Origin of the sequence: Streptomyces sp. NPDC032198, from assembly GCF_040636975.1 — a bacterium.
Taxonomy (GTDB): domain Bacteria; phylum Actinomycetota; class Actinomycetes; order Streptomycetales; family Streptomycetaceae; genus Streptomyces.
In genome coordinates this window covers 18,881-34,794 of sequence record NZ_JBEZVL010000006.1, presented here as the reverse complement: position 1 = coordinate 34,794, position 15,914 = coordinate 18,881, and the positions used below count along the sequence as shown (strand labels likewise).

20 protein-coding genes are annotated in these 15,914 nt (G+C 70.2%); 11 read left to right on the top strand and 9 right to left on the bottom strand.

Annotated elements, in window-relative coordinates:
- The first annotated feature begins 62 nt into the window (after positions 1-62).
- Both AB0E78_RS16910 and greA read left to right on the top strand, forming a co-directional pair.
- Positions 63-470 carry a DUF4307 domain-containing protein gene (locus tag AB0E78_RS16910; RefSeq protein ID WP_361832896.1) on the top strand — a complete coding sequence of 136 codons (408 nt, stop codon included), beginning with the start codon at positions 63-65 and terminating at the stop codon, positions 468-470.
- Between the two features lie 211 nt (positions 471-681).
- A complete protein-coding gene (gene greA / locus AB0E78_RS16905) occupies positions 682-1,179 on the top strand; it encodes a transcription elongation factor GreA (protein ID WP_361832894.1) in 498 nt (165 codons plus the stop codon).
- Between the two features lie 78 nt (positions 1,180-1,257).
- On the opposite strand, the gene AB0E78_RS16900 is transcribed toward greA, so the two are convergent.
- The 3 genes from AB0E78_RS16900 to ilvA all read right to left on the bottom strand — a co-directional run bounded on the left by AB0E78_RS16900 (position 1,258) and on the right by ilvA (position 4,597).
- Complete coding sequence (locus AB0E78_RS16900; RefSeq protein WP_361833771.1) at positions 1,258-2,097, bottom strand: ABC transporter permease; 840 nt, start codon at positions 2,095-2,097, stop codon at positions 1,258-1,260.
- Between the two features lie 14 nt (positions 2,098-2,111).
- Positions 2,112-3,131, bottom strand: coding sequence for an ATP-binding cassette domain-containing protein (locus tag AB0E78_RS16895; protein WP_361832892.1), 1,020 nt, complete (start codon positions 3,129-3,131; stop codon positions 2,112-2,114).
- A gap of 236 nt (positions 3,132-3,367) precedes the next feature.
- Entirely contained in the window at positions 3,368-4,597 is a 1,230-nt protein-coding gene (ilvA, locus tag AB0E78_RS16890; RefSeq protein WP_361832890.1) for a threonine ammonia-lyase, read from the bottom strand.
- Positions 4,598-4,742: 145 nt separating this feature from the next.
- On the opposite strand from ilvA, the gene AB0E78_RS16885 reads away from it, so the two are divergent.
- The 3 genes from AB0E78_RS16885 (at position 4,743) to AB0E78_RS16875 (ending at position 6,077) form a co-directional block, all read left to right on the top strand.
- A complete protein-coding gene (locus AB0E78_RS16885; protein WP_361832889.1) occupies positions 4,743-5,246 on the top strand; it encodes a MarR family transcriptional regulator in 504 nt (167 codons plus the stop codon).
- A 97-nt stretch (positions 5,247-5,343) separates the two neighbouring features.
- Positions 5,344-5,826: a sigma factor-like helix-turn-helix DNA-binding protein gene (locus tag AB0E78_RS16880; RefSeq protein WP_361833769.1), complete on the top strand. Its 483-nt coding sequence runs from the start codon at positions 5,344-5,346 to the stop codon at positions 5,824-5,826.
- Positions 5,823-6,077, top strand: coding sequence for a hypothetical protein (locus tag AB0E78_RS16875; RefSeq protein WP_361832887.1), 255 nt, complete (start codon positions 5,823-5,825; stop codon positions 6,075-6,077). The genes AB0E78_RS16880 and AB0E78_RS16875 overlap by 4 nt, the downstream gene beginning before the upstream one ends.
- Positions 6,078-6,111: 34 nt before the next feature.
- Here AB0E78_RS16875 and AB0E78_RS16870 read toward each other — a convergent pair whose 3' ends face one another.
- A complete protein-coding gene (locus tag AB0E78_RS16870) occupies positions 6,112-7,266 on the bottom strand; it encodes a cystathionine gamma-synthase (RefSeq protein WP_361832885.1) in 1,155 nt (384 codons plus the stop codon).
- Positions 7,267-7,356: 90 nt separating this feature from the next.
- On the opposite strand from AB0E78_RS16870, the gene AB0E78_RS16865 reads away from it, so the two are divergent.
- Positions 7,357-8,475 (top strand): hypothetical protein, encoded by a 1,119-nt coding sequence (locus tag AB0E78_RS16865; RefSeq protein ID WP_361832883.1) that lies wholly within the window; start codon positions 7,357-7,359, stop codon positions 8,473-8,475.
- A 175-nt stretch (positions 8,476-8,650) separates the two neighbouring features.
- Positions 8,651-9,361, top strand: coding sequence for a peptide-methionine (S)-S-oxide reductase MsrA (msrA, locus tag AB0E78_RS16860; RefSeq protein WP_361832881.1), 711 nt, complete (start codon positions 8,651-8,653; stop codon positions 9,359-9,361).
- A 157-nt stretch (positions 9,362-9,518) separates the two neighbouring features.
- On the opposite strand, the gene AB0E78_RS16855 is transcribed toward msrA, so the two are convergent.
- Positions 9,519-9,995, bottom strand: coding sequence for a hypothetical protein (locus AB0E78_RS16855; protein WP_361832879.1), 477 nt, complete (start codon positions 9,993-9,995; stop codon positions 9,519-9,521).
- A gap of 371 nt (positions 9,996-10,366) precedes the next feature.
- Positions 10,367-11,197, bottom strand: coding sequence for a GAF and ANTAR domain-containing protein (locus AB0E78_RS16850; RefSeq protein ID WP_361832877.1), 831 nt, complete (start codon positions 11,195-11,197; stop codon positions 10,367-10,369).
- A 250-nt stretch (positions 11,198-11,447) separates the two neighbouring features.
- On the opposite strand from AB0E78_RS16850, the gene AB0E78_RS16845 reads away from it, so the two are divergent.
- The 3 genes from AB0E78_RS16845 to AB0E78_RS16835 all read left to right on the top strand — a co-directional run bounded on the left by AB0E78_RS16845 (position 11,448) and on the right by AB0E78_RS16835 (position 13,040).
- Positions 11,448-11,585 carry a hypothetical protein gene (locus tag AB0E78_RS16845; protein WP_361832875.1) on the top strand — a complete coding sequence of 46 codons (138 nt, stop codon included), beginning with the start codon at positions 11,448-11,450 and terminating at the stop codon, positions 11,583-11,585.
- A 202-nt stretch (positions 11,586-11,787) separates the two neighbouring features.
- On the top strand, positions 11,788-12,429 hold the full coding sequence (locus AB0E78_RS16840; RefSeq protein WP_361832873.1) for an ATP-dependent Clp protease proteolytic subunit: 642 nt from the start codon (positions 11,788-11,790) through the stop codon (positions 12,427-12,429).
- 5 nt (positions 12,430-12,434) lie between these two features.
- Positions 12,435-13,040 carry an ATP-dependent Clp protease proteolytic subunit gene (locus AB0E78_RS16835; RefSeq protein ID WP_361832871.1) on the top strand — a complete coding sequence of 202 codons (606 nt, stop codon included), beginning with the start codon at positions 12,435-12,437 and terminating at the stop codon, positions 13,038-13,040.
- Positions 13,041-13,058: 18 nt separating this feature from the next.
- Here the strand turns inward: AB0E78_RS16835 and AB0E78_RS16830 are convergent, their stop codons facing one another.
- Together AB0E78_RS16830 and AB0E78_RS16825 are read right to left on the bottom strand one after the other, a co-directional pair.
- The gene (locus tag AB0E78_RS16830; RefSeq protein ID WP_361832869.1) at positions 13,059-13,559 is read right to left on the bottom strand and encodes a helix-turn-helix transcriptional regulator; all 501 of its coding nucleotides are present in this window, start codon (positions 13,557-13,559) and stop codon (positions 13,059-13,061) included.
- A gap of 88 nt (positions 13,560-13,647) precedes the next feature.
- The gene (locus AB0E78_RS16825; protein WP_361832867.1) at positions 13,648-14,598 is read right to left on the bottom strand and encodes an aminoglycoside phosphotransferase family protein; all 951 of its coding nucleotides are present in this window, start codon (positions 14,596-14,598) and stop codon (positions 13,648-13,650) included.
- A 50-nt stretch (positions 14,599-14,648) separates the two neighbouring features.
- Here AB0E78_RS16825 and AB0E78_RS16820 point away from each other — a divergent pair, with 50 nt between their 5' ends.
- Complete coding sequence (locus AB0E78_RS16820) at positions 14,649-15,467, top strand: alpha/beta fold hydrolase (RefSeq protein WP_361832865.1); 819 nt, start codon at positions 14,649-14,651, stop codon at positions 15,465-15,467.
- Between the two features lie 4 nt (positions 15,468-15,471).
- Here AB0E78_RS16820 and AB0E78_RS16815 read toward each other — a convergent pair whose 3' ends face one another.
- On the bottom strand, positions 15,472-15,867 hold the full coding sequence (locus tag AB0E78_RS16815) for a VOC family protein (protein WP_361832863.1): 396 nt from the start codon (positions 15,865-15,867) through the stop codon (positions 15,472-15,474).
- Positions 15,868-15,914 lie beyond the last annotated feature (47 nt).

The window sequence follows — 15,914 nt, the reverse complement described above, 5'->3', positions numbered from 1 at the left end:
TTCTATAGTGACGGAACCGGGGGGCGGAAAATTCCGGCATCCCCTTTTCCTGGAGGACGATCATGGCGGCCGTGAGCGACAAGCTCCCCGATGGCCGGTACGGCCGTGAGCGCTCGGCCGACGAGCGCGCGGACCGCAAGCTGAAGATCGCCGGCTCGGTCCTCGGTGTGCTCTTCCTCCTGATGATCGGCTGGTTCGGGTACGACTACGTCTCCGGCACCAAGGTCAGCGGCGAAGTGATCAAGTTCGAGGTCGTCTCGGACAGTGCGGTCGAGGTGCACCTGGAGGTGCGCAAGGACGCGGACGCGAAGGGCTACTGCACCCTGCGCTCGCAGGCCGAGGACGGCGAAGAGGTGGGTCGCGCGGACTTCCGCTTCGACCAGAACGACGGCCGGATCGACAAGGTCGTCACGCTGCGCACGAAGGCGCGCGGGACGAGCGCCGAGCTGCTCGGCTGCCACTCCGGCTGAGCCGGACCGCCGCCGGCCCGCCCCACGCGTCACACTGACCGGCCGACGCCCCCGGTGTACCTGCTCTCACCTGCGTTGACGTATTTCTGATGGCTTATGTCCTCCCCCTCACGCGCCTGAATTGTTAGGCTCGTGGTTTCGCCCACCCGTTAGGGAACATCCTTCTGGGTAGGGCGATGCTTTGTATTCCCAGTACCTACGAGGAGCACCTGTGACCCAGACCAGCGAGAACGTCACCTGGCTTACCCAGGAGGCGTACAACCAGCTCAAGGCCGAGCTGGAGTACCTGTCTGGTCCTGCGCGCACCGAGATCGCTACGAAGATCGCGGCGGCACGTGAGGAGGGCGACCTGCGCGAGAACGGCGGGTACCACGCGGCCAAGGAGGAGCAGGGCAAGCAGGAGCTCCGCGTCCGCCAGCTGACCCAGCTCCTGGAGCATGCGAAGGTCGGTGAGGCGCCGGCGGCGGATGGCGTGGTGGCGCCCGGCATGGTCGTGACGATCGCTTTCGACGGTGACGAGGACGACACCGTGACCTTCCTGCTCGCCTCGCGCGAGTACGCGAGCGCCGATATCGAGACGTATTCGCCGCAGTCCCCGCTCGGCCGCGGCGTGGACGGCAAGAAGATCGGCGAGGACGCGCAGTACGAGCTGCCGAACGGCAAGCTCGCCTCGGTGAAGATCCTCCAGGCGAAGCCCTACCAGTCCTGAGGCCGCTTCGGTCGATGCGGAAGGCCCCCGGCGCCGAGTGCGCGGGGGGCCTTTCGCGTGTCTGGTCGCGTGCCCGGGTCAGGCCGTGGCCGAGCGGTACTTGCGGACCGCGAGGGTCCTGAAGAGCAGGACGATCAGGACCGAGTAGATCACCGAGGCCCAGACCGGGTGCTGCATGGGCCAGGCCGACGAGTCCGAGACGCCGGGATTGCCGAAGAGCTCGCGGCAGGCCTGGACGGTCGCGCTGAAGGGGTTCCAGTCGGCGACGTGCCGCAGCCAGGGCGTCATCTGGCTGGAGTCCACGAACGCGTTCGAGATGAACGTGACCGGGAAGAGCCAGATCAGGCCGCCCGATGTGGCCGCCTCCGGGGTGCGGACCGACAGGCCGATGAGCGCGCCGATCCAGGTGAAGGCGTACCCGAGCAGGAGGAGCAGGCCGAAGGCGGCCAGCGCCTTGCCTATGCCTTCGTGGACCCGCCAGCCGACCAGGAGCGCGACGATCGCGAGCACCACGAGGGTGAGCGCGGTCTGCACGAGGTCGGCGATGGTCCGGCCGGTGAGGACGGCTCCGCGCGCCATGGGCAGCGACCGGAAGCGGTCGATGAGGCCCTTGTGCATGTCGTCGGCGATGCCGGCTCCCGCGCCCGCGGTGGCGAAGGTGACGGTCTGCGCGAAGATGCCCGCCATCAGGAAGTTGCGGTAGACCGCCGGGTCGGTGCTGGCGCCGATCTTCATGGATCCGCCGAAGACGTAGCTGAACAGCACCACGAACATGATCGGCTGGATCAGGCCGAAGATGACCATCTCCGGGATCCGGGACATCCGGATGAGGTTGCGCTTGGCGACGACCAGGGAGTCCCTGACGGACTGGCCGATGCCGCCCGCGGGCCTGGGTCCTGCGGCGGGTTTGGTCACGATGCCGGTCGCGGAGCTCACTTGTCGGCCTCCTTCTTGGGCTCGGCCTTCGCGTCCTCGATGCCGTTCCCGTTGCCGTTGCCGTTGGCTTCGTCCGCCTCGGCGACGTGGCCCGTCAGCGAGATGAACACGTCGTCCAGGGTCGGGCGGCGCAGCCCGATGTCGTCGATCTCGACCCCGCGGGCGTCCAGCTCGCGGATGACCTCGGCGAGCAGCTTGGCGCCGCCGGAGACCGGGACCGTGAGCTTGCGGGTGTGGTTCTCGACGGCGACGTCGCCCTTGCCGAAGCCGCGCAGGACCTCGGTGGCCGAGGTGATCTGCTCGCGCTCGTGCACGACGACCTCGACGCGCTCGCCGCCGGTCTGCGCCTTGAGCTGGTCGGAGGTGCCGCGGGCGATGACGCGGCCGTGGTCGACGACGCAGATGTCGTGCGCCAGGTGGTCGGCCTCTTCGAGGTACTGGGTGGTGAGCAGCAGGGTCGTGCCGCCCGACACCAGCTCCTGGATGACCTCCCAGAGCTGCTGCCGGTTGCGCGGGTCGAGGCCCGTGGTCGGCTCGTCCATGAACATCACCGGGGGCGACACGACGAGCGCGGCCGCGAGGTCGAGGCGGCGGCGCATGCCTCCCGAATACGTCTTGGAGGGGCGGTCCGCGGCGTCGGCGAGATGGAACCGGTCGAGCAGCTCGCCCGCCCTGACCTTCGCCTCCTTCGCCTTCATCTGGTAGAGCTGGCCGACCATCTGGAGGTTCTCGCGGCCCGTCAGGTACTCGTCGACGGCGGCGAACTGGCCCGAGAGGCCGATCGACCGCCGCACTTCGTTCGGATGCTTCAGCACGTCGATGCCCGCGACGACCGCGCGGCCGCTGTCCGGCGTCAGAAGCGTCGTCAGACAGCGCACCGCCGTGGTCTTGCCCGCGCCGTTCGGCCCGAGAAGGCCGAGCACGGTGCCTTCCGGGACATCGAGATCGACGCCGTCCAGAGCCCTTACGTCGCCGAAGGTCTTCACAAGGCCTTCGGCGTAGATGGCGCCTGGCATGTGGGTTCTCCCAGTGGTGTGGGTGACTTCCTACGGAAAAGCTTAGATTTGCCGGGTACGACGTGCCCGGTGACCAGTGACGTGAGACACACCATAACGCGATACATCGCGTCTCCACAACGGGTTTCGCGGAGCCTGTGGACAACGCGAGACGAAGCCTGTGGACAACGCAAAATAGCGGCAACCGGCCGTGCGCGTACGGGAATTTCGGCGCGGCAGCGGCGCGACGCGGCCCGTCAGCCGATGACGGTGTAGCCCGCCTCGCCCAGGGCCCTGCCGACCTCGGCGCAGTGCGCGGGCCCCTTGGTCTCCAGGTGCAACTCCACCTCCACCTCCGTGAGTCCGAGGCGCGGATCGGTCCGCACGTGGCCCACGTCCAGGACGTTGGCGTCGACGACCGACAACACCCCGAGGAGCGTGGCCAGCGCCCCCGGCCGGTCCGTGAGGCGCAGCCGCAGCGACAGGTAGCGGCCCGCCGCCGCCATGCCGTGGCGCAGGATCCGCTGCATCAGGAGCGGGTCGACGTTGCCGCCCGACAGGAGCGCGACCACCGGGCCCTCGAACTCCTGCGGCCTGCTCAGGAGCGCCGCGACCGGGCTCGCGCCCGCCGGCTCGACGACCATCTTGGCCCGCTCCAGGCAGAGAAGCAGCGCGCTGGACAGCTCGTCCTCGGAGACGGTGACGATGTCGTCGAGCAGCTCGTCGATGATCCGGAACGGCACGTCGCCGGGGCGGCCGACCTTGATGCCGTCGGCCATCGTCGCCGGGTTCTCGATCGACACCGGGTGCCCGGCGGCGAGCGAGGGCGGGTACGCCGCCGAGCCCGCGGCCTGCACGCCGATCACCTTGACGTCCGGGCGCAGCGTCTTGACCGCCACCGCGATGCCCGCGGCGAGCCCGCCGCCGCCGACGCCAAGGACCAGCGTGCGCAGCTCGGGGCACTGCTCCAGGATCTCCAGGCCCACCGTGCCCTGCCCCGCGATGATGTCGGGGTGGTCGAAGGGGTGGATGAAGACGGCGCCCGTCTCGTGCGCGTACTCCTGGGCCGCGGCCAGCGTCTCGTCGACCACCTGACCGTGCAGCCGCACCTCCGCGCCGTACTCACGGGTCGCCGCGACCTTGGGCAGCGGGGCGCCCACCGGCATGAAGACCGTGGAGCGCACGCCGAGCAGCGAGGACGCGAGGGCCACGCCCTGCGCGTGGTTGCCCGCACTCGCGGCGACCACACCGGCCGCGCGCTCCTCGGGATAGAGGCCCGCGATCCGCACGTACGCGCCGCGCAGCTTGAACGAGCCCGTCCGCTGGAGGTTCTCGCACTTGAAGTGCACCGGCGCGCCCACCAGCTGCGACAGATGCCTGCTGCCTTCCATCGCCGTCACCCTGGACACACCCGAGAGCATCTTCTGGGCACCGCGCACGTCGTCGAGGGTGACCGTCGGCAAGGAGTGAGTCGTGCGGTAGTTCATGACGGCAAGTCTCCCAGTTCACACCGGGGTCCTCCTGTGGTGACCACGTGCCGAGACTGGTTTGCGCAGCGCCGGTACGCCTCGCGTCCCGGCCGCGTACCCTGTCCCCCAACCCATCGCCCTCGCATGAAGTGAGCCCCCGGCCATGCCCACAACTCCGGACATGACGACCGCCAGCGATCCCGGCCTCCTCGACACGCTGCAACACCAGGTGGCCGTGTTCGCCCGGCGTGCGGAGCAGACGCGCCTCGGCGGCGTCGGACAGGTCCGCAACTCCATGGACCGCGCCGCGTATCTGCTGCTCAACCGCCTCGACAAGGAGGGGCCGATGGGCGTCAAGGCGCTCGCGGCGAGCATGGGAATCGACTCGTCGACCGTCACCCGGCAGGTCGCCCCGCTGGTCGACACGGGCCTCGTCAAGCGCACCTCGCACCCCGAGGACGGCCGCGCCGTGGTGCTCCAGCTGTCGCCGCGCGGCGAGGCACGCCTCAACGAAGTGCGGTCCTCGCGGCGTGACCTGATGGCCGAGCTGACCGGTGACTGGTCCCCGGAGGAGCGCGAAAGCTTCTGCACGCTCCTCACGCGCTTCAATTCCGCGCTCTCCGCCCGCCAGACCTCACAGGCGACGCCGGACGCGCCCGCTTCCTGAGACGGACGGCTCCGAGTACGCCAACCTCTTGACCCCGGCCACCCGCCTGGCCTCATATGAGACCTGGGGGCCCGGTCCCCTCCAGGCGGGAGGCGCGGTGCGCGGACGGCAGGCGTTGGTGAACGCCCGCCGGGCCCGGGAGTTCGAGGCGTTCGTCGCGGGCGCGGCAGGGCGGCTGCTGCATGCGGCGACGCTGCTCACCACCGAGCCCCCGAACGCCAACCCACACGCGCGTGCCCTGCTGACCGCGTCCCTGGCGCACTCGTACGCGACCTGGGACCGGATGCGCGGCGAGGACCCGTACGACCGCACCCGCCAGCAGCTGGCCATCCGCTTCGCGCGCGGGGCCTGGCGGCGGCACCGGAGCCACGGCGGCGTCCTGGCCCGCCTCACGCCCCAGGAGCGGCTGATTCTCGTCCTGCGGCTGTACGAGGGCGTCGCCGAGGAGCAGACGGCTGCGCTGCTCGGCCTGCCCGCCGACCGGGTGGAGACGATCTGCGCCCGCGCCATGGAGACGGTGCTCCACCCGCCGCGCGGCCCGGCACCGACGGTTCCCCTGGGGGAGGCGGCCCCGTCATGAACCAGCACGACCGCAAGGCGAGCGCTGTCCGCCGCCTCCTGGACGACGGCACGCCCCCCTCGGCCCCGCCCGAGCTCTACGAGGAGGCGCTGCGCCGCGGCGGCCGCATGCTGCGCCGCAGAAGGGCGGCGCGCCGGCTGCTGTGGCTCCTGCTGCTCGTGGCGGCGATCGCCTTCGTGGTCTGGGCGTCGGTCGAGCAGCCGTGGGTGGAGCCGCCCTCGCAGACGACCCCACCCCTCACCAGCTGGTGACCCGGCGCCGGAACGAACGGGCCCAAGGGCGCGACTAGCCCAGCGCCTGCTGCAGGTCGGCCAGCAGGTCGTCCGCGTTCTCGATGCCCACGGAGAGCCGCACCAGGTCGGCGGGGACCTCGAGGGCCGAGCCCACCACCGAGGCGTGCGTCATCCGCCCCGGGTGCTCGATCAGGGACTCCACACCGCCGAGGGACTCCCCCAGGGTGAACAGCTTCGCGCGGTCGCAGACGGCGACCGCCGCCTCCTCGCCGCCGGTGACCTGGAAGGACACCATCCCGCCGAACGCCTTCATCTGCTTGGCCGCGGTCTCGTGACCGGGGTGCTCCGGAAGCCCGGGGTAGAGAACACGCGTCACGCGCGCGTGGCGCGACAGCATCTCGGCGACCTTCGTCGCGTTCTCACTGTGCCGGTCCATCCGGACGGCCAGCGTCTTGATGCCGCGAAGGACCAGCCACGCGTCGAAGGGACCGGCCACCGCGCCCATCGCGTTCTGGTGGTACGCCAGCTCCTCGCCGAGGTCGGGGTCGCTGACGACCAGCGCGCCGCCCACGACGTCCGAGTGCCCGCCCATGTACTTCGTCAGGGAGTGCACGACCACATCGGCGCCGAGCGCGAGCGGCTGCTGGAGGTAGGGGCTCGCGAAGGTGTTGTCGACGACGAGCCGGGCGCCCGCCTCCTTGGCGACCTGCGCGACGGCCGCGATGTCCGTGATGCCGAGCAGCGGGTTGGAGGGGGTCTCCACCCAGATCGCCTTCGTACGGTCGGTCACCGCGGCCCGTACCGCCGCCGGGTCGGAGGTGTCGGCGACCGACCACTCGACGCCCCACCGGGACACGACCTTCGCGAAGAGCCGGAACGTGCCGCCGTACGCGTCGTTCGGGATGACCACGTGGTCACCGGGAGCGAGCAGCGTACGCAGGAGGCAGTCCTCCGCGGCGAGACCCGACGCGAAGGCGAGCCCACGCCTGCCGCCCTCCAGGGCGGCCAGGTTCTCCTCCAGGGCGGTGCGGGTGGGGTTGGCGCTGCGGCTGTACTCATAGCCGCCGCGCAGCCCGCCGACGCCGTCCTGCTTGTACGTCGACACCTGGTAGATCGGCGGGACGACCGCGCCGGTCAGCGGGTCGGCGGTGTTGCCCGCGTGGATCGCGACGGTCTCGAAACTCTGGCTGCTGAACGTGTCACTCATGTGGCCAGAGCCTAGTCCGGGACGAGGTCGGGGCCGACAAGTTCGAGACTGGTTCGCCAAGTGTCAGAGCAGTCTGGTTCGCTTGTACTCATGGAGATTCTCTGGGCGCTGATGGCAGTGATCATGATCGGGGCGGTCCTCGGCCCTGTCCTGCTGCGCAGGCGCGGCGGAATCCGCCAGGTCGCCCCCGGTTCACCGGACGCCGCGGACCCGGCGGACTACGGCTTCGCACGGCAGGAGGAGCTGGACATCCGCATGCCGGGCCCGGACCACGACCTCCTCGACGTCCTGGACGTGGTCCAGCAGTCGCAGAGCTGGAAGGCGGCCTCGCAGCTGCTCGCGGGCACGGAGGTGCACGGCGAGGTGCGCTGGCAGCGCGTGCAGGCGTTCGCGGGCGCGGCGTCCCTGGAGCTGCAGGAGCGTCCCGGCGGGGTCAGCGACCAGCCCGGCGGGCAGTGGCTGCGCGTGTGGCGGGCCGAGGCACCCAAGGACGCGGGCGGCGCCGCGGTGCACGCGGAGTTCCTGGTCCAGCAGGCCTGGCGGTCGTCGACGTCCGGGACGGACGAGTTCCGGATCATCCTGGAGGAGGCGAGGGAGGCCTGCGCGCAGGCGGCGCTCCTCTCCCCCGGCGACCCCGTCCCGTACATCATCGAGCTCTCGATCGCGCGCGGCCTCGCGTACCCGCGCGAGGAGTTCGAGCAGCTGTGGCTGAAGATCCTGGACCGTGCGCCCGCGCACATGGGGGCGCATCTGGCGGCCCTGCACTACTGGTGCGAGAAGTGGCACGGCTCGCGCGACCTCGCGCACCACTTCACGGAGGCCGCGGCGGCCCGCGCCCCCAAGGGCTCGCTCCTGTCCGCGCTTCCGCTCTTCGCGGTGTACGAGCACCTGCCCGAAGTGAACCTCGTCCGTGGGTTCTACGAGAGCGAGGTCGTCACCAAGGCCGTGGAGGGCGCCCTCTACGCCGTGCACTCGGCCCGCCCCGACGACCCGATGCTGGCGCACGTGCGGCACCTCCTGATCTTCTTCCTGGTCCGCAGCGAGCGCTGGGCGGAGGCGATGAACCAGCTGGTCCACGTGGACGGCCACGTCGGCGCCCTGCCCTGGACGGTCTCCGGCGACCCGGCCGCGGACTACGCGGTGTACCGCGCGCTCGCCGTCGCGGGGTACGAGGCGAACGGCGGCAGCCCGGCGACGCTGTCGCACTGAGCCGCCGGGTCAGCCGGACCGGTCCGAGGAATGGGTCCGAGGAATGGGTCCGAGGAATGGGTCCGAGGAATGCGGCTCACCCCGCACACGTTGACGCAAGAGCCGCCAGCCCCAGCGCTGCACGCCCCGCTCGCCCCGCTCGCCCCGCTCGCCCCGCTTCAGGAGGACAGCCTTCATGCTCTTCGGCCGCACGCCCGAACTCCCCACCCCCGAGCAGGCCCTCAAGGGCCGCTCGACCCCGGAATTCGAGGTCCCGTCCCGCCACACGGTCCTCGGCAACCCGCTCCTGGGCCCGTACCCCGAAGGCCTGGAGATCGCGGACTTCGGGCTCGGCTGCTTCTGGGGCGCGGAGCGCAAGTTCTGGCAGACCGAGGGCGTCTGGACGACGTACGTCGGCTACCAGGGCGGCTCCACGGAGAACCCCTCGTACGAGGAGGTCTGCTCGGGCCTGACCGGCCACGCCGAGGTGGTCCGCGTGGTCTTCGACCCGGCCCGCGTCTCGTACGCCGCACTCCTGAAGCTCTTCTGGGAGTCCCACAACCCCACGCAGGGCTTCCGCCAGGGCAACGACGTGGGCACCCAGTACCGCTCGGCGATCTACACCCACTCCGCCGAGCAGGAGGCGGGCGCGGTGGCATCGCGCGACGCCTACCAGCAGGTCCTCACGTCGGCGGGCCACGGCGAGATCACGACGACCATCCTCCCGGCGGCCCCCCGCCCGTTCTGGCCGGCCGAGGGCTACCACCAGCAGTACCTGGACAAGAACCCCGACGGCTACTGCGGAATCGGCGGCACGGGCCTCCACCTGGACAGCCCCTCGGAAACGAACTGGGGCCGAGCCTGCCCCACGGGGATCGCTCCGGCGCCTCAGGCCTCGGAGCAGTAGGCCTTCGGGACCCGATCGACCTGACCGTCTGTGCCGCCGACTGTGAATCAGTACGGCGGCACAGCCGTTCCATGCGCGTTCAGCGCCATGACTGCGCAAGGCAAAGGGCCGTCTGCTTGGCGGGGTGGGGCAGTGGTGGGGCGTCTTGGCCGGCGCCCTACTCATCGCCGCGTGGATCAATGAGGCAGCAGGCCCGGCGGCGATCGTCGCCCTGTCCGCCGTAGTCCTCCTGTGGTCCTTCTTCCAGGCCCCAGTGACCTGCGGAGCTCCGGTCAGAGGCCGGAACGACGGCTGCCGCGACAACGCAACCGGCATCCTTATGGGCTGCCACATCCACCAACACCGATGGCAGAAGCTCAAGATGCTGATCTCCCGACGGCGCGTACGTGAGTTCTGCTCTGGGCTGCACCCCCGAGGTTCGTTCGACGACCTGCAATGCGTCCCGCAAGAGCAGTCGGTTCCTCCCCGAGGCGATGGTGCTGAGGAGAGGTGAGATCTCGTGGATTTCCTCTTCAGCTTCCCTCCACGCTTTGGCTCTTGCGTAGCTGTGCAATAGCTCGATGCGGTACAACATGACGCCCCGTGGCGTTGCATGTTCGAGTGCGCTTTGGAACTTGAGGGTCGCCGCGTTCAAGTCCGCGAGACTCAAGAGGGTATGCCCTGAGTGCCCTCCAATTTCCTGCTGGTTCACCCACCATGCCCACTTGGGATCACGTGCGCTCAGGGACTCTTCCACTCCCCCTCGGGCTGCGTCCAAATCTGTCAGAGCTCGCTGACGATCTCCTATCTGAGCGAGCGCCCTGCCTCGCCTGACACGCGCTAGGAGTGCTACACGCGGAGGAATCCGGGACTGCGACAACAGCTCATCGGTGATGCGATCCCTGATGCTGCGGTGGGCGAGTCGGGCTAACCGACTGAGAGCGAGGGATGGTTGGGCGCCTCTCCACCTGTCGTGTCGTGGGTAGGGGCGCACTCGGGAGGGAGGCGCGTTTCTGCCCCTACCGCTTATCCGTGTGACGGACGGCTTCGGTCTGCCGGGGCGTCAACATGCCCGTCCGTTCCAGCGGTGGGCGGGGTGAGGGTGAGGGTGCCTTCGACGATGGCGCGTGCGACACGGTCGATGCGGAGGCCGTGGCGGCGGGCATGGGCACGCAGGCGTTGGAACGCCCAGTCCGGGTCGGTGCCGTGGCTGGCGGCAATATAGCCCTTTGCCTGCTCGATGGCGTTGCGGGTGTTGAGGGCTTGTTGCAGCTGGACGCCCAGAGTGCGGTGCTGGTCGAGAGTGGTCTGCTGAAGCAGAGAGATGGAGGTGGCGTCCGCAAGGGCGTGCGCAAGCTTCCGGTCGGCATCGCTGAGCGACTCAGGGGTGCGACGGAAGAGATTGAGTACGCCGACGGTCTCCTTACGCAGTCGTACCGGCACCGCGTAGACGGACAGGTAGCCGTTGAGGTGGGCATGCGCGCTGAACTCCGGCCACTGCCCGGGGCCGGTCAGATCGTGTTCGAGGGCATGCCCCGCCTGGTATGCGGTGTGACCGGGTCCTTGGCTGGCATCGAGTGCGAAAAGCTCAACCAGGCGCATCCGTTCGGAGGTCGCTGCCACCAGCCGCAGCGGCCCGCCCGGAGCTGCCAGCATCACCCCCGCGTCGCCGATATCCAGCAGCGAGGTGCAGTGTTCCGCGACCCGATAGAGGAAGTCAGCCGGGTCAAAGTCAGCGGCCAGGGTGTCGGCCAGATCGACGAAGGCAGCAGTCAGTCGCTCCTCGCGTGTCGACCGTGAAGACATGGAACCGTCAACGCCGGGCGGTTCGGGTGCGGAGGCAGGATGCGAAGACACAAGGTGCTCCAGTCGTCGGTCTCAGCGAGGGGGGCCAAAAGCAAGGACAGAGACTAGGTTGAATACCACCTGACACCAGCACGCTGAGTGCTCGCAAGGCTACGTCCTCTCGAACCTTCATGAAGGAACGTCTCCTAACGTGTGCTGACAGATCCCACCCAGTCGAGGTTCGGGCCTGACCTGGGGTAATGGTGCGCGTTGAGCGCGCCGCCGGCCGCAGAGGCACTGGGCGGGAGCTGCCATGGGGCGAGTGGACAGGGGGCTTACGCTCGGGCAGGTCTTCGTCACCGACACCGGGCTTCGGCGCATCCCTCAGCCCTACGACGGTGGCGCGGACGTCATCCTGGCGACGAGCGACGAGCGACGACCGACGAGCGCGACCGGCTGAAGGCCGCCCGTGCCGAGTGGCTCTCCGAACACCCCAAGGCCTCTGATCTCGTAGGTGGGCTGCCCGGGGCCGGCCGGCCCTCTGCCGTCAGCGAATCTGCCGCAGGCCGAGAATCCTGACGTGGGGCGGGGTGGCGTCCGATGGTGGGGGGACAGGACAGCGGCCGGCAGGTGTGCCGCTCCCATCGTCAGGAGGACGATCGATGCCACCCATCGTCAATGCCCCGCGAGCCTCCGAGGGCGAGACACCCTCGACGCGGTTCGACGACCATCTGGCCGCGCAGTTGCTGACCCAGCGGATCGTCTTCCTCGGGACCCAGGTCGACGAGGTCTCCGCGAACCGGGTCTGCGCGCAGCTCCTGCTGCTCTCCGCCGAGGACCCGCGGACCGACATCAGCCTCTACATCAACAGCCCCGGCGGGTCCGTCACCGCCGGGCTCGCCATCTACGACACCCTGCGGCTCATCCCGAATGACGTGTCGACCCTCGCCATGGGGTTCGCGGCCAGCATGGGGCAGTTCCTGCTGACCGTCGGCACCGCGGGCAAGCGGTACGCGCTGCCCAACGCGCGGATCATGATGCACCAGCCGTCCGCCGGCATCGGCGGGACCACCGCCGACATCGCGATCCAGGCCGAGAACCTGGAGTTCACGAAGAGGTCCGTCGAGCGGATCACCGCCGAGCACACCGGCCAGAGCGAGGACGTCATCTCGCGTGACGGCGACCGCGACCGGTGGTTCACCGCCGAGCAGGCCAAGGAGTACGGGATGGTCGACCGGGTGCTCGACTCGCTCGCCGACGTACGGCCCGCGGCCTCCAAGCCGCGTATGGGACTGGGGGTCTGACCGACATGAGCCAGTACACGATTCCGACCGTCGTCGAGCGCACCCCGCAGGGCGAACGCGCCTACGACATCTACAGCAGGCTGCTCTCGGAGCGGATCATCTTCCTCGGGACCGAGATCGACGACGGCGTGGCCAACGTCGTCATCGCGCAGCTGCTCCATCTGGAGTCCTCGAACCCCGAGCGCGAAGTCGCCATCTACATCAACTCGCCCGGGGGATCGTTTACTTCGCTCATGGCGATCTACGACACCATGAGCTTCATCAGCGCCCCCATCTCGACGTTCTGCGTCGGACAGGCGGCCTCCACCGCCGCCGTGCTGCTCGCGGGCGGCAATCCCGGGCGGCGTTTCGTCCTCGAACACTCGCGCGTGCTGCTCGGGCAGCCCGCGAGCGGCGGGCAGCAGGGGACGGTCTCCGACCTCAGCCTCCAGGCCAAGGAGATGCTGCGGATCCGCTCGCAGGTGGAGGACGTGCTGTCCCGGCACTCGGGGCACGATGTCGCCACACTGCGCGCGGACATGGACCGCGACAAGGTGTTCACCGCCGAGGACGCGGTGGCTTATGGACTGGCTGATGAGGTGCTGAGTCGGCGGATGCTCGCCGCGGCGTAGAACGCTCCTGGAACGGTCCTACGCGGCCAGGCGGATGTCTCCCTGGCGCGGGCGCGTGGACTGCGCGTGGCGGGTCAACTCGGTCTGGGCCAGGGAGAGAAGGTCCGCCAGGCTCAGGCCGAGCGCCCGGGCGCCGGCCGCGAGGACTTCGGACGAAGCCTCCTTGCGGCCGCGCTCCACCTCGGAGAGGTACGGCATCGAGATGCGGGCCTCGTCGGCGACTTCCTTCAGCGTACGTTCCTGGGCGAGGCGCTCGCGGCGCAGCACGTCACCGACCACGTCCCGCCACAGGGGCTCTTTCGCCGCCGGTGACACGGGAGTTGGCATGGGAGTCATGCGCGTGGGGGCCGTGCGCATGGGGGCGGTGCGCGTGGGAGTCGTGCGCATGGGGTCGGTGCGCGTCGGCGCCTGCCGCGCGGCACGTGGGCGCAACGGGATGACGCGGGCCGACTCCTGGGGCCCGGCCTGCTCCACGGGCTGCGCCTGCTCCGGCTCGTTGTACCGCTCTTGGCTGCTCACCCCTTCAGGGTAGGAGCCGCCGGGCCGCCCGGGCAGTGATCAGCGTTCCGCCCCCGGCGAAATCCCTCCACCAAAGCCGACGTCCACCTCACGTCAGCGCCTCCGCCAGCGCCTCCGTGGCCTTGACCAGCCACGCGGGGTCCCCGTGCCGCATCCCCCAGTGCGCCGCCGTCACCGCCCTCGCCTGCGCCCACCTCCTGGCGCGTTCGCGGTCGACCTCGGCGGCGTCGGCGAATACGTCAAGGCGGCGCAGGGCGGCGGCCCGCGGGTCGGGCGCGGTGAGCAGGGCCTCGAAGCGGGTGCGGAGCAACGTGATCGAGTCGTACGCCGGGTCGCCGACGTACCCCTTGGGGTCGATGGCGAGCCAGGGCTCGCGCTCCGACCTCAGTACGTTGGTGAAGTGCAGGTCTCCGTGGACGAGGGTCTCCGGCTGGTCCCGGCCGAGTTCGCGCACGGTGGCGATCGCCGCGGCCACCACGCGCGCGGGCAACGGCGAACCCAACTCCCGGTCCTCGTCCCGCAGTTCGCACTCCCACTCGGCCACCAGCGAGCTCATCCGGGGCAGCCCGGCGGGCGCGGGCACGGCGAGGCGGCGCGCCAGGCGCCCGGCCACGGCCACCGCCTCGTCGGTGTCCTCCACGCTCGCGAGGGAATGGGCTGAATGCTCTGGATCCGCTGAAGGCGCTGAAGGCGCTCCCGCCCGCTCCAGCAGCATCGCGAACCGCGCGTCGTCCCGCTCGTACAGGCGGACCGCGCCCCGGCCCGCCCACACCGCGAAGGCGTCCGGCTCGTGGACGTTGCCGGGGTGCGGGAAGGAGATCTTCAGGACGGCGGGCGTGCCGTCGTACCGCCGCCTCACGGGTACGACGATGCCGACCTGCCCGTGGGTGACGGCTTCCGAGGGCTCGCAGTCCCAGCGCCGGAGCAGCTCGTCGGCGAGCCCCGGCAGCGTCGCGAGCCAGGCCCGGCCCCGCTCGCCCTCCCGCTGGACCGTGCTGAGCGCGAAGCCCTCTGGTACCTCGATGGGTGTCCCGGTCATCCCGGCACCCTAGGGCCTGTCGGGGACCCCGGGATGGTTACCGTTCACCCATGCCCTTCGCTGAAGCCGCCGACGGCACCGCCCTGCACTACGAGGTCCACGGCTCCGGCCACCCCCTGGTCCTGCTCAGCGGGCAGTCCAACAGCCGCCGCTGGTGGGACCCGGTGCGGGACGACTTCGCCGCCGCGTACCGGACCGTCGTACTCGACTGGCGCGGCACCGGCGAGAGCGGTCGCCCCGACACCGACAGCTACAGCACGCCCGGTTTCGCCCGCGACGTCATCGCCGTGCTCGACCACGCGGGCATCGGCCGCGCCCATGTGTACGGCACGTCGATGGGTGGCCGGGTCGCCCAGTGGATCGCCGCCGACCACCCCGGGCGGGTCGACCGCCTCGTCCTGGGCTGTACGTCACCGGGGGCGCCGCACGGCATCGAGCGCGGCCCCGAGGTGCGGGCCGCCCTCACCCAGGGCGACCCGGCGGACGCGCACCGCGCCCTGCGGGAGCTGATGTACACCCCCGGCTGGATCGCCGAACGGGAGCGTGGCCCCGGGAAACCCGTGTTCCACACCCTCGGCGATCCGGACATGCCCCCGCACGCGCGGCGGCGCCACCTGCGGGCCAGCGCCCGGCACGACGCCTGGGACGCGCTGGTGCGGATCACGGCACCGACGCTCGTGGTGCACGGCACCGATGACGTGTTCAATCCGGCCGCCAACGCTCCCCTGCTCACGGAACGCATCTCCGGGGCGCGGATGCGGCTCATCCCCGGGGCGCGGCACGCGTACTTCGAGGAGTTCGCGGACGTGGCGACGCCGCTCGTGCTCGACTTCCTGGCGGAGGGCGTCCCGGCGGTCGAAGGTTCCTGAGTTCCTAACTGCCGCTGCCGCCGCTGCCGTACGGCCTCGTGAGGATCTCCAGGTTGTGGCCGTCCGGGTCATCCCAGTAGACGCCCCGGCCGCCGTCGTTGGTGTTGATCTCGTCGACGACCGTGTGGTGCGGGTCGGCCCAGTAGGTGAGCCCCGCGTCCTTGATGCGCCCGAAGATGGCGTCGAACTCGTCCTCGGAGACCAGGAAGGCGTAGTGCTGCGAGGTGATCGGGCCGCCGTCGCCCTCGTAGTAGTCCAGCGTGACGCCGTTGGGGATCTCGACGGGGATGAACGGTCCGTACTGGGGGCTCACCTCGAGGCCCAGGACGTCGGCGAGGAACTGGGCGGACGCCTTCTTGTCCCGCGCGGTGACGATCGTGTGGTTGAGCTCGATGGACATCGTGCGACCTCTTCCTGTGCGTCTGAAGTACCCGTGCAGACGCCCAC

What these genes read in the sequence shown, in the direction of transcription:
- AB0E78_RS16865 (WP_361832883.1), top strand. Translation starts at nt 7,357, where the DNA reads ATGGAGATTCTCTGGGCGCTGATGGCAGTGATCATGATCGGGGCGGTC.
- AB0E78_RS16895 (WP_361832892.1), bottom strand. Translation starts at nt 3,131, where the DNA reads ATGCCAGGCGCCATCTACGCCGAAGGCCTTGTGAAGACCTTCGGCGAC.
- AB0E78_RS16835 (WP_361832871.1), top strand. Translation starts at nt 12,435, where the DNA reads ATGAGCCAGTACACGATTCCGACCGTCGTCGAGCGCACCCCGCAGGGC.
- AB0E78_RS16885 (WP_361832889.1), top strand. Translation starts at nt 4,743, where the DNA reads ATGCCCACAACTCCGGACATGACGACCGCCAGCGATCCCGGCCTCCTC.
- AB0E78_RS16870 (WP_361832885.1), bottom strand. Translation starts at nt 7,266, where the DNA reads ATGAGTGACACGTTCAGCAGCCAGAGTTTCGAGACCGTCGCGATCCAC.
- AB0E78_RS16820 (WP_361832865.1), top strand. Translation starts at nt 14,649, where the DNA reads ATGCCCTTCGCTGAAGCCGCCGACGGCACCGCCCTGCACTACGAGGTC.
- AB0E78_RS16875 (WP_361832887.1), top strand. Translation starts at nt 5,823, where the DNA reads ATGAACCAGCACGACCGCAAGGCGAGCGCTGTCCGCCGCCTCCTGGAC.
- AB0E78_RS16825 (WP_361832867.1), bottom strand. Translation starts at nt 14,598, where the DNA reads ATGACCGGGACACCCATCGAGGTACCAGAGGGCTTCGCGCTCAGCACG.
- AB0E78_RS16840 (WP_361832873.1), top strand. Translation starts at nt 11,788, where the DNA reads ATGCCACCCATCGTCAATGCCCCGCGAGCCTCCGAGGGCGAGACACCC.
- AB0E78_RS16910 (WP_361832896.1), top strand. Translation starts at nt 63, where the DNA reads ATGGCGGCCGTGAGCGACAAGCTCCCCGATGGCCGGTACGGCCGTGAG.
- msrA (WP_361832881.1), top strand. Translation starts at nt 8,651, where the DNA reads ATGCTCTTCGGCCGCACGCCCGAACTCCCCACCCCCGAGCAGGCCCTC.
- AB0E78_RS16815 (WP_361832863.1), bottom strand. Translation starts at nt 15,867, where the DNA reads ATGTCCATCGAGCTCAACCACACGATCGTCACCGCGCGGGACAAGAAG.
- ilvA (WP_361832890.1), bottom strand. Translation starts at nt 4,597, where the DNA reads ATGAACTACCGCACGACTCACTCCTTGCCGACGGTCACCCTCGACGAC.